This is a genomic window from Pseudomonas sp. UMAB-08, from assembly GCF_900095225.1.
Lineage (GTDB): Bacteria > Pseudomonadota > Gammaproteobacteria > Pseudomonadales > Pseudomonadaceae > Aquipseudomonas.
Map to the genome: position 1 here is coordinate 50,994 of NZ_LT607419.1, position 11,488 is coordinate 62,481.

At 58.7% G+C, this 11,488-nt stretch carries 11 protein-coding genes; 4 read left to right on the forward strand and 7 right to left on the reverse strand.

The features are described from left to right. Positions 1 to 18: 18 nt before the first annotated feature. Genes K0F75_RS12055 through K0F75_RS12070 form a run of 4 tightly spaced genes read right to left on the reverse strand, consistent with a single transcriptional unit; the run spans position 19 to position 4,345 of the window. Positions 19 to 453: a group 1 truncated hemoglobin gene (locus K0F75_RS12055; RefSeq protein ID WP_219062349.1), complete on the reverse strand. Its 435-nt coding sequence runs from the start codon at positions 451 to 453 to the stop codon at positions 19 to 21. Continuing rightward, a complete protein-coding gene (locus K0F75_RS12060; protein ID WP_219062089.1) occupies positions 453 to 1,316 on the reverse strand; it encodes a DUF3034 family protein in 864 nt (287 codons plus the stop codon). Before K0F75_RS12060 ends, K0F75_RS12055 begins: the two co-directional genes overlap by 1 nt. A 3-nt stretch (positions 1,317 to 1,319) precedes the next feature. Continuing rightward, positions 1,320 to 3,674: an EAL domain-containing protein gene (locus tag K0F75_RS12065; protein WP_219062090.1), complete on the reverse strand. Its 2,355-nt coding sequence runs from the start codon at positions 3,672 to 3,674 to the stop codon at positions 1,320 to 1,322. Next, complete coding sequence (locus tag K0F75_RS12070) at positions 3,671 to 4,345, reverse strand: methylamine utilization protein (RefSeq protein ID WP_219062091.1); 675 nt, start codon at positions 4,343 to 4,345, stop codon at positions 3,671 to 3,673. Before K0F75_RS12070 ends, K0F75_RS12065 begins: the two co-directional genes overlap by 4 nt. Before the next feature lie 262 nt (positions 4,346 to 4,607). Here K0F75_RS12070 and lon point away from each other — a divergent pair, with 262 nt between their 5' ends. Both lon and K0F75_RS12080 read left to right on the forward strand, forming a co-directional pair. Further along, positions 4,608 to 7,028: an endopeptidase La gene (gene lon / locus K0F75_RS12075; RefSeq protein ID WP_219062092.1), complete on the forward strand. Its 2,421-nt coding sequence runs from the start codon at positions 4,608 to 4,610 to the stop codon at positions 7,026 to 7,028. A 163-nt stretch (positions 7,029 to 7,191) separates the two neighbouring features. Then, on the forward strand, positions 7,192 to 7,584 hold the full coding sequence (locus K0F75_RS12080) for a protease inhibitor I42 family protein (protein ID WP_219062093.1): 393 nt from the start codon (positions 7,192 to 7,194) through the stop codon (positions 7,582 to 7,584). A gap of 39 nt (positions 7,585 to 7,623) precedes the next feature. Here the strand turns inward: K0F75_RS12080 and K0F75_RS12085 are convergent, their stop codons facing one another. Beyond that, positions 7,624 to 8,043: a hypothetical protein gene (locus K0F75_RS12085; protein ID WP_219062094.1), complete on the reverse strand. Its 420-nt coding sequence runs from the start codon at positions 8,041 to 8,043 to the stop codon at positions 7,624 to 7,626. Positions 8,044 to 8,245: 202 nt separating this feature from the next. On the opposite strand from K0F75_RS12085, the gene cmoA reads away from it, so the two are divergent. Together cmoA and cmoB are read left to right on the forward strand one after the other, a co-directional pair. After that, positions 8,246 to 8,989, forward strand: coding sequence for a carboxy-S-adenosyl-L-methionine synthase CmoA (gene cmoA / locus K0F75_RS12090; protein WP_219062095.1), 744 nt, complete (start codon positions 8,246 to 8,248; stop codon positions 8,987 to 8,989). Further along, a complete protein-coding gene (gene cmoB, locus K0F75_RS12095) occupies positions 8,986 to 9,945 on the forward strand; it encodes a tRNA 5-methoxyuridine(34)/uridine 5-oxyacetic acid(34) synthase CmoB (protein ID WP_219062096.1) in 960 nt (319 codons plus the stop codon). The genes cmoA and cmoB overlap by 4 nt, the downstream gene beginning before the upstream one ends. A gap of 44 nt (positions 9,946 to 9,989) precedes the next feature. On the opposite strand, the gene pdxJ is transcribed toward cmoB, so the two are convergent. Both pdxJ and recO read right to left on the reverse strand, forming a co-directional pair. Beyond that, a complete protein-coding gene (gene pdxJ, locus K0F75_RS12100) occupies positions 9,990 to 10,736 on the reverse strand; it encodes a pyridoxine 5'-phosphate synthase (RefSeq protein ID WP_219062097.1) in 747 nt (248 codons plus the stop codon). A 52-nt stretch (positions 10,737 to 10,788) separates the two neighbouring features. After that, a complete protein-coding gene (gene recO / locus K0F75_RS12105; protein WP_219062098.1) occupies positions 10,789 to 11,472 on the reverse strand; it encodes a DNA repair protein RecO in 684 nt (227 codons plus the stop codon). Between the last annotated feature and the right edge of the window lie 16 nt (positions 11,473 to 11,488).

Consider the following 11,488-nt stretch of genomic DNA (forward strand, 5'->3'; position numbering starts at 1 on the left):
TTGCAGCGCTGATCAGCCTTACTTCTCGATCACATCCCCACGCAGGGGCGCTAACGTTGCGATCAAGCGATTCTGCGTCGGGACTGAAATGCCCTGCGCGTCCATGGCGTCGATCAAGTCTTCAACCAGCGCGTTGAAATCACTGCGGGACACATGCTGACCTTTGTGGACCTCTGGCATGGGGTCGCCGGTGTAGCGGCAAGGGCCGCCCGCTTTGACACAGAACTGTTCAACCAGTTTGTCGCGCAAGCGCACGATATCGACCTTTTTGAAATGCTCGACGATGCGCTTGTCATGAGCGACGTTGATCAGCATGCCTTCCACAATCTGCTGAATGCCTGCACGCTGCCCCAGCGCGTTGTACAGGCTCGGGTCATTCTCGACTGGCGGGGCGGAGTGTTGCGCACAGCCAGCCAGTACGGCGATCAAAATCCACGGTAACAGGCGCATGATCAAAAGCTCCCCTGTACCGACAGGTAAGTACCGTTCTGATTGTCCAGCGTAGCAATCTCGCCGAGCCGCGCATAAGCCAGCACGACCGACAGGTGTTTGTTCGGAAAATAACCGATGAACAGGTCCGACCAATCGCTCTCGCCGGAGAACGACAGGTTGTCCGGTTTCTCGCGGTACTCCATGCCCAACGCCCAGCGCGGGTTGAACAGCACAGCCACCGAGCCCTCCTTAAGCACGCTGCGGGTGTCGCGTCGATCACCACCGAAGCCAAGCAGCCCCAGCTCGTTGGCCCGGCTGTAGCGCAACCCTCCGTTGATCAGCAGGTTGTAGCCAAAGGCCCCGCCCATGAACAAACGACTGGCGGTCAAGTAACCCTCGGTGTCCTGATCACGCTTGGCGCCGACCAGGCTGGGGATCAGGAAATCGTTCTGGTGCTTGTATTCCAGCCCCAGGGACACCTGCGGCAGACGGTCGTAGATCACGTCACCGAACAGCCTGACTTTCACTCCGACAATGTCCTGACTCAGGCTGTCCTCGGGCAGGTGAAACTTGCTGACCAGCGAACCCAGGTCCAGACGCTGGCGTGCAAAAGACACCTCGACGCGATTATCGAACGCAACGGCCAGGCCCACTACATCCAGCCTGTAGTCTGGCAGATCGACATGAGTGGCGAACACATTGCCGCCCCACTCGCCTTGCTCGCCATAACCCGCCAGCACCGCCCACGGGGTAATCCCTCCACCGGACGCGCCCTCAAGACTGCTGGCACCTCCGGTGGCGATCAACCGGCCCTGATCAGCCAGAACAGTTTGTTCGAATAACCCCAGTAAACACCCCAGTAACAGGAAAAAACGACGCGGCATAAATCAATGGACCATCAGGCTGGAGGAAGGTAGGGGTTGGGCGATCCAGGCTTCAAACGCAGCGGCCGTCAATGGCCGGCTGATCAGATAACCCTGCGCCGTGTCGCACTGCCAGCGCTCAAGCAGGCGCAGGCTGCGCGCGTACTCGACGCCTTCGGCGACCACTTTCAGGCCAAGGTTATGGCTCATCTCAATGGTGGAACGCACGATCACGGCGTCTTCACTGGTTTCATCGAGGTCGCGCACAAACGACTGGTCGATTTTCAATTCCTGAACCGGCAACCGCTTGAGGTGCGCCAGCGACGAAAAACCCGTCCCGAAGTCATCAATTGAAAGGCTGATGCCGCATTCGCGCAGACGGTGCAGAACGTCAAGCGCATGTTCCGGTTCACGCATGACCGCGCTTTCCGTGATCTCGAAGATCAGTTGTTCGGCAGGGACACGGTATTGCTTGAGCAACACAGACACACGGTCAACCAAATCATGGCTGAGCAGGTCTTCGGCCGAAATGTTCAGCGACACCTGTAGCTGCAACCCACGCCCGGACCACTCGGCAATCTGGCGCATGGTGTCTTCGATGACCCAATTGGTCAGCAACTGAATGCTGCCGGTGCGCTCGGCCAACTCGATGAATTCTGCGGGCGAAACCAGACCCAATTGAGGATGCTGCCAACGTAACAGTGCTTCGGCCTGACGTACCCGCCCCAGACGAATATCCAGCTTGGGCTGATAATGCAGAACCAACTCGTTATTGGCCGCTGCATGGCGCAGGTCACGAATCAAACGAATCTGGCGCTGGTGAGCCACGTCGCGACCCTGCTGATAAACCTGCAAACGCCCAGGCAATTGCGCGGCATCTTGCCGGGCGATAGCGGCGCGACTGAGCAATTCCTGCGGCGCGTCGCCGTCGGTGGGATACGCCGCGATGCCGACGCAGCAGTCCAGCGTAATCTCGTGGCCGCCTATCTTCTGTGGTTCGATCAACAACTGTTGCAGGGTGTCGGCCATGGCCACCGCGCCATCGCTGCCGGTATTTTCCAGCAACAGCAAAAATTCGTTGGCAGTCAGCCGAGCCACGGTATCGCCCGGACGCAACGCCGCCTGCAACCGTGCACCGGCCTGTTGCAACATCTGATCGACACCTTCAACACCACAGCTTTCGTTGATGGCCCGATAGTTATCGATGCCCAGGTACAACAGCGCCACCGAACGCTCTGCCGCAATGGCACTGCCCAGGCGCTCCATCGCCAGCGCCCTGTTGGGCAAACCGGTAAGGGCGTCATGCAGCGCGTTGTGCGCCAATTGCTGCTCGCGTTCGGCGATGCCGCTCTGCATCGAGTTGAATGCACTGGCCAGCAACCCCAATTCATCGCTGCGCTTCAGGGCCACGGGGGTCTGATAATCACCCTCGCCAATGCGCTCGGCCGCCCGTGCCAAGGCACGCACCGGCAACGAGACACTTCGCGCCAGCAACAGCGCGCCAACCAATGAAGCCAGCAACGCCGCAAGGGCGATCCAGAAGAGTTTCTCGTCGAGCGGAGCAAAGGCCTGCATGGCCTTATCGAGCGGGCTTTGCAGCAAAGCAATCACTTGCCCGTCACTGCCATCCCCGGTGTTGACCAACAATGACTGACTGAGGAAACGCGCGCTCTGGTGTTCCGTCATGCGCATATGCCGATCCTGAGAGGGATCGAGCATGAGCGCGTTCAGGCTGGCATACAGCGAATCCGGCTGAGTACTGACCATTTTCCCTGGTTGCTGATTTTCAACCGCGAGGAAGGACACTTCCAGCCCGCTCAGCGAGCGTAGTTCCTGGGCAAAGCCACTGTCCATCGCAAAACCCATGACCACGCGACCGATCGGCAACGGCGCTAGCACGGTGCTTTCCACCAGAAGATGCGGTTTGCCTTGCGCCGGGACGATCAACATCGTTTGATTCTTGCGCCGGGCCTCGCGCAGCGCTGTGTCGTAGCGGAACTGGCTGCCCTCAGGCACTTGGGCCACGGTGCTGGCCATGACCTTGCCATCCATGCTGAGCAGGAACATGTCACTGGCATTGATCCGTGCGCCATGGTTGCGCAATACCGAGCGAATGGTCGCAGATTCACCGCTGGCCACCGCATCGCGAAAGCCGAAATCCGCCGCCAGCAGTTGCACGCCGTCACGCAACTGCCGACCACGGATCTCCAGCAGCCGCTCGAACACTCGCGAGCCGACCTGCAATTGCTCCTCGGCCTGAGTGTATACGGCGCTACTGGTCGCGGCCTTGACCGCAAAATACACGGCGCCTACTACCACAAGGAGCAGGAGGATCAGCACACAGGCGATACGCGCCTGAAAACTACTGCGCAGGTTCATTCATGTGCAGCTTTATGAAAGGCATCGCCGAACGCGCTGGGTGCCGGGGCCTTGGGCATGTCCTGCGCCTTGGGCTGTACCACCAGGCTAAAGCGGTGATGAATGCCCTCCGCCGGCACGTCGATTTCACCACCAGACTGCGGTTGCATGTCAGCGGTTTGCGGATGCCATAACGTCACGGCATATCGCCCGGCGGGCAACTGATCTATTTTCAGCGTGCCGCTGTCATCACTGACCGCGAACCAAGAGTCATCTGTGACATAGACATAACCGAGCATCCAGTCATGGATATTGCACCCAAGCACCACCACGCCTGGCTTATCGAACAACACCGGCTGCGAGGGCGTGCCTTCGTATAAACGCAATTCAAAACGTTTGGCGGGGGAGAAGGAGTAAACCTGATGGCGAATGTTATCGCTGTTGGGAAACGCTATCTGTGTCCCAGTGCGCACGGCCAGCACATGCGGCGCGAACTGTTTGTCGTGCTGGTCCATGTCCGCTTTCAGCGCAACCACCGGCTTGCCTAGCGGCCCACGCAGGGTCAGAACGGCATCGCCCAGCGGCTTGCCTTGCTGGTCGACAACACCAGCACCGAGGGTTGCCGCAGACGCCCCTATACTGAGCAACATACACACAACCACCAGGACCGCGGAAGGTAAAATGCTGGACATACCTGTTTCCAATTTTCAGCGGCAAAGCCGGTTAAAGTTCGCCAACCCTGGCAACGAAATATCGCGCTCGTAGATTAGCGGGCAGTCAGGAGAAGATCACGCACTAAACAAGGCCTTTAGCTATCATTCTGCCGGGGGCTTACAAATGGGTATCGGCACATTGATCGAGAACCCAAGCTCGACCGAATCTATTTGTACTCACCATTGAAACCCTTGCTGCTGCGCCCCATCTAAACCCCATGTTCAATTGTGCAGGTGCCCCATGAGCGACCAGCAAGCAGACTCACAAGATTTGTCAGATGACGTTACTGCCGAGCGCGACATAAACGAGGGATCGACCAACACCAGCCTGGCCCTTCCGGGGCAAAACCTTCCGGACAAGGTCTACATCATCCCGATCCACAACCGCCCGTTCTTCCCGGCTCAAGTGCTGCCGGTGATTGTCAACGAAGAGCCATGGGCCGAGACTCTGGAGTTGGTCAGCAAGTCGGACCATCATTCACTGGCGCTGTTTTTCATGGACACGCCCCCCGACGACCCCCGCCATTTCGACACCAATGCCCTGCCTGAATACGGCACGCTGGTAAAGGTCCACCACGCCAGCCGCGAGAACGGCAAACTGCAATTCGTGGCCCAGGGTCTGAGTCGGGTACGTATCCGCACCTGGCTCAAGCACCATCGCCCGCCGTATCTGGTGGAGGTCGAGTACCCGCATCAACCCAATGAGACGACCGACGAGGTCAAGGCCTATGGCATGGCCCTGATCAACGCGATCAAGGAACTGCTGCCGCTCAACCCGCTGTACAGCGAAGAGCTGAAAAACTACCTGAACCGCTTCAGCCCTAACGATCCGTCGCCGCTCACCGATTTCGCTGCGGCGCTGACCTCGGCCACCGGCGTCGAACTGCAAGAAGTCCTCGATTGCGTCCCCATGCTCAAACGCATGGGCAAAGTCCTGCCTATGCTGCGCAAGGAAGTCGAAGTCGCACGTCTGCAGAAAGAAATCTCCGCTGAAGTGAACCGTAAGATCGGTGAACACCAACGCGAATTCTTCCTTAAAGAGCAGCTCAAAGTGATCCAGCAAGAGCTGGGGTTGAGCAAGGATGATCGCAGCGCCGACATCGAGCAGTTCGAGCAGCGCCTGGAGGGCAAAACCCTGCCGCCTCAGGCACGCAAGCGAATTGACGAAGAAATCAACAAGCTCTCGATACTGGAAACCGGCTCACCGGAATACGCGGTGACGCGCAACTATCTGGATTGGGCCAGTTCGGTGCCGTGGGGCGTTTACGGCAAGGACAAGCTCGACCTGAAGCACGCGCGCAAAGTGCTGGATCAGCACCATGCAGGCCTGGATGACATCAAGAGCCGGATCCTCGAGTTCCTCGCGGTTGGCGCTTACAAGGGTGAGATCAGCGGCTCCATCGTCTTGCTGGTCGGTCCGCCGGGCGTGGGCAAAACCAGCGTGGGCCGCTCGATTGCCGAATCACTGGGTCGGCCGTTCTATCGGTTCAGCGTCGGCGGTATGCGCGACGAGGCTGAGATCAAGGGCCACCGTCGCACGTACATCGGCGCGCAACCGGGCAAACTGGTCCAGGCGCTCAAAGACGTCGAAGTGATGAACCCGGTGATCATGCTCGATGAGATCGACAAGATGGGCCAGAGCTACCAGGGCGACCCCGCCTCGGCGCTGCTGGAAACCCTCGACCCGGAACAGAACGTGGAATTCCTCGATCACTACCTGGACCTGCGTCTGGACCTGTCGAAAGTCCTGTTCATCTGCACCGCCAACACCCTGGATTCAATCCCTGGCCCATTGATCGACCGAATGGAAGTGATTCGCCTGTCTGGCTACATCACCGAAGAAAAAGTCGCCATCGCCAAACGCCACCTGTGGCCTAAGCAGTTGGAAAAGGCGGGTGTGGCCAAGAGCAGCCTGTCCATCAGTGACACTGCGCTGCGGGCCGTCATCGATGGATATGCCCGTGAAGCCGGGGTCCGGCAGTTGGAGAAGCAACTGGGCAAGCTGGTGCGCAAGTCCGTGGTCAAGCTGCTGGATGAGCCGAAAGCGGTGATCAAGATCGCGCCCAAAGACCTGGAAGCCTCGCTGGGCATGCCGGTATTTCGTAACGAACAAGTGCTGTCAGGCACCGGCGTCATTACCGGTCTGGCGTGGACCAGCATGGGCGGCGCCACATTGCCGATCGAGGCGACCCGAATCCACACGCTTAACCGCGGCTTCAAACTCACCGGGCAACTGGGGGACGTGATGAAAGAGTCGGCGGAAATCGCCTACAGCTACATCAGCGCGAACCTGGCGCAATTCGGTGGCGATCCGCGTTTCTTCGACGAGGCTTTTGTGCACGTGCATGTGCCCGAAGGCGCGACGCCCAAAGACGGCCCAAGCGCCGGGGTGACCATGGCCAGCGCCTTGCTGTCCCTGGCCCGCAATCAAGCGCCGAAAAAAGGCGTGGCCATGACCGGCGAACTGACACTGACCGGGCATGTACTGCCGATTGGCGGCGTGCGGGAAAAGGTCATCGCGGCGCGTCGACAGAAGATCCACGAACTGATTTTGCCTGAGCCAAACCGTGGCAACTTCGAAGAACTGCCCGACTACCTCAAGGAAGGCATCACCGTACACTTCGCCAAACGCTTTGCCGACGTGGCGAAGGTGTTGTTCTAAGAGACCGCGTCACACCTTTCGCCAACACGTGGGTTCCTACAGAGAATCGTGACCCTCTGTAGGAACCCACGTGTTGGCGAGGCGGCGTCATGAACGCCCCTGCCTTAGCATCTCCCCCATCTTCAGTTATGCTCCTTGTTCGTTGTATACGACTGGAGCCTCCATGACTGCTGTCCGCCTGCTCGTCCCGCTGAGCCTTGTCCTGCTTGCTGCCTGTGCGCAACAACCACGGCAGATCGTCTCCGTTGAAAAGCAAAGCCAGTGCCCGTTGAAGCTGAAAACAGGGCAAACCTTGATCCTGACCCTGCCCAGCACACCCACTACCGGTTATCGCTGGAAGGTGCAGTCCCCTGCCCCGGGCGTGCTGCGCAGCCTGGGGCCGGAGGTTTATAGCAACCCGGAAGAGGTAGGGCTTGTGGGGAGCGCCGGGCAATCGGTATGGCGCTATCAGGCTGCCAACGCGGGAGATGGGCAGCTATTGATGATGTATCAACAGCCGTGGGCGCCTGAAGTGGCGCCTGTGCAGACCTTCGATTGTGCGATCTCGGTTAACTGAGACGCCATTGAGAGGGTTTCCAGCGTCGCAACGATAGGCTCAAAGAAGTTCGACGCTGGATTTATAGCCCAACACCGCATATGTGAGCTGATATTCAGCCGCTTTCTTGAGTGCCGCTACCTGTAATTTTTTAGCTGCATTTTCAGCCTCGACAACAGGATCCTTCGACGCAAAGGAAAGCTTGTTTTTAGAGGCAGACAATTTACTTTTTCTTGCTGCCAACGCGATGAGTTGCAGCGCTTGAACAAACTCATCAGCTAACCGTTGAAGCGTACCCAAGCTTTCCTGAACAGAGAGGTCAGTCACTTTTTCCACTTCCCTGTCTGCCTTATCTCTAAACGCTTGAAACTCGGCAATTGTAACTACTGAAACTTCTTCTCCCTTCTCTTCGTTAATTTTCTGAATCTCGTCAATCAGTGAAGCCAAATCCGTATGAGATGATTCAATTTTCAGGCTCATTGTCACTCTCCTTGTGCGATAGTTTTTTACTGCCGCTGACACCCAGCCTAAAAGGATGTACTCCGGTGGTCTACTGTCATAAATGACAGGTATCGGCAAATAGATCGACCACTCATCCGATAGAACGGGGCCGTCTGAGCCGTGCACTCACACGACAACCCGGCTAAAATGCAGCCCTTTTCAGATATCTGCTGGAACCGCCGTGAGCAAAGAACCCGACCGCATTTTCGCCCAGCCCCTGGCCCAAGTGCCGGACTTCGCCTTTAACGAGGACGTGGTGCGGGTGTTTCCGGACATGATCAAGCGTTCGGTGCCGGGCTACCCGACTATTGTCGAGAACCTGGGGGTGCTTGCGGCGCAATTCGCCCAACCCCATAGCGTACTGTATGACCTGGGCAGTTCGCTCGGTGCCGTCACCCAATCGTTACGCCGTCACGTGCGCAGTGAAGGCTGTCGCGTGATCGCTGTGGATAACTCGAGTGCGATGGTTGAACGCTGCCGCGAATACCTGAAAGCTCAAGACTCGATGTTTCAGGAGTTACTGCCGGTTGAAGTGATTGACGGCGATATTCTCGCCCTGCAGTTCCAGCCCGCGTCGGTGGTGGCGCTGAACTTCACCCTGCAATTCATCGCCCCCGAGCAACGCCTCGCCCTGCTCGGTCGCATCCGCCAGGCGCTGGTGCCCGGTGGTGCGCTGATTCTGTCGGAAAAACTGCGCTTCGACGATGAGCAGGAACACGCGCTGCTCACTGATCTGCACGTCGCGTTCAAGCGCGCCAATGGCTACAGCGATCTGGAAATTGCCCAAAAACGCAGCGCTATCGAAAACGTCATGAAGCCCGATAGCCTCGAAGAACACCGCGAACGTTTGCTGGCCGCCGGCTTCTCCAAGGTGGTCCCATGGTTTCAATGCCTTAACTTTGCCTCGTTGATTGCCCTGCCATGATTGATCTCGCTCCTCTGGCCCGCCGCTTGGCGGGCACCCCTCTGGCTGAATGGGCCAATGGCCTGCAAGCGCAACTCGATGCCAAAATGACCAAGAGTCACGGCGACCTGCAACGCTGGCAAAGCGCGCTGGAGGCCCTTCCTGAACTGGTGCCGACACGCATCGACCTGGTTGAAAGCTTCACCCTTGATAACGACTGCGATGCCGAAACGCGGGTGCAGTTGCACAAAGCGCTGATGGGCCTGTCGCCTTGGCGCAAAGGGCCGTTCGATGTATTTGGTGTGCATGTCGACACCGAATGGCGCTCGGACTGGAAATGGTCGCGGGTATCGCCGCACCTCGATTTAAAAGGCAAGCGCGTACTGGATGTCGGTTGCGGTAACGGCTATTACCAATGGCGGATGCTCGGCGCCGGGGCCGACAGTGTGATCGGTGTCGACCCGAACTGGCTGTTCTTCTGCCAATTCCAGGCGATCCAGCGTTACCTGCCCGACCTGCCCGCCTGGCACCTGCCATTCGCCCTGGAAGACTTGCCGGCTAATCTCGAAGGCTTCGACACTGTATTTTCCATGGGCGTGCTCTATCACCGCCGCTCGCCCATCGACCATTTGCTGGCGTTGAAAGACTGCTTGGTCAAAGGCGGAGAGCTGGTGCTGGAAACCTTGGTGGTGGAAGGCGACGTGCAGCAAGTGCTGGTGCCGGAAGATCGTTATGCGCAAATGCGCAACGTCTGGTTCCTGCCGTCGGTACCGGCCCTTGAGTTATGGCTGCGACGTGCCGGATTTGTTGACGTGCGTTGTGTGGACGTCAGCATCACCACCGTCGAGGAACAGCGCGGCACCGACTGGATGCGCTTTCAGTCACTGAGCGACTACCTCGACCCGGCCGACCACAGCCGCACGGTGGAAGGCCTGCCCGCCCCGATGCGTGCAGTGATCGTGGCGCGCAAGCCTTAGATTCAGCGTTTGGAAATAAAGCTTCGCGAATGGGGTCTATCTGATCAAGCCTTGGCAGCTGCTGCCAGTATCAACGCCTTCATCTCCGCTACAGCCGATTTGAAACCGACGAACAGGGCATGAGCCACCAGCGCGTGGCCGATGTTCAGTTCGTTGATGCCCTTGATCGCCGCCACCGCCTCAACGTTGTGGTAGTGCAAGCCATGACCGGCATTGACGATCAAGCCTTGGGCCAGACCAAACGCCACGCCGTCAGCGATGCGTTTCAGTTCTTCCGCGACTTCGCTCGGTGTTTGCGCGTCGGCATAACGGCCGGTGTGCAGTTCGATGGCGGGCGCACCGATGCGTTTCGATGCCGCTATCTGCCGCTCATCAGGGTCGATGAACAGCGATACTTCACAGCCGACTTTCGCCAGACGGTCCACCGCAGCCTTGATCCGCGCTTCCTGACCGGCAACGTCCAGACCGCCTTCGGTGGTCAGTTCCTGCCGTGTTTCCGGGACCAGACAGATATGTGCCGGACGCAGACGCTCGGCGAACGCGAGCATTTCTTCGGTGACGCCCATTTCGAAGTTCATGCGCGTTTGCAGCACATCCTTGAGCAACAGTACGTCGCGCTCCTGAATATGCCGACGGTCTTCACGCAAGTGCACGGTGATGCCATCGGCACCCGCCTCTTCAGCATCCAGCGCTGCTTTCACCGGGTCCGGGTAGCGAGTACCACGGGCCTGACGCAGGGTGGCGACATGGTCGATGTTCACGCCAAGAAGAATGCGAGTGCTATGGGTCACGGATCTCTCCTAGAAATTTGATCAAAACAGACCGCGCAAGCATAAGGCTTGCTCACGGCTTGCGAAACAGTTCACGGCTGACTAACGGGCGACCGCCAAGGTGCACGGCCAACGCCTGGCGCATCAATCGCTTGGCGGCTGCCAAGGCCCCTGTGGCGCTCCAGTCGGCTTCAGCCATGGCCAACAGCTCAGCCCCCTGAAACAGCCCCGGCTGCAACAACCATACTCGCTCCAGGCCCGCATCCACTTGCAAGCGATACAAGCCGTCGGCTTCCACCGGATCGCCGTTGATGTCGGCGTCCAGATCGAAGCCGTAGCCCAGATCATCGAGCAGCCGCCATTCAAAGGAGCGCAACAGGGGTTCGAGTGGCCGACCTTCAGCCAGTGCCAGCAAGGTGGCGGCGTAGTGATCGAAAACAGCAGGGTGAGGATCTTCGGCGGGCAGCAGGCGGATCAGCAACTCATTCAGGTAAAGACCGCTGAACAACGCTTCACCCACCAGCCAGGTGGAAAGGCCTGCGCTTTCCATTCGCCCGACGTTTTTCAGTTCGCCGCGCCCACGAAACTCGATTTCAAGCGGGACAAAGGGACGCGCGAGGGTGCCTGCCTTGCCGCGAGCGCTGCGTAACACGGCTCGCAATCGGCCTTGCGGGGTAAGGAAATCGACCAATGCGCTGCTTTCGCGGTACGCCCGGCTGTGCAGCACATAAGCAAGTTGGCCGGTGGGCGTGCTCATCGTTCAGGCAGGCTCG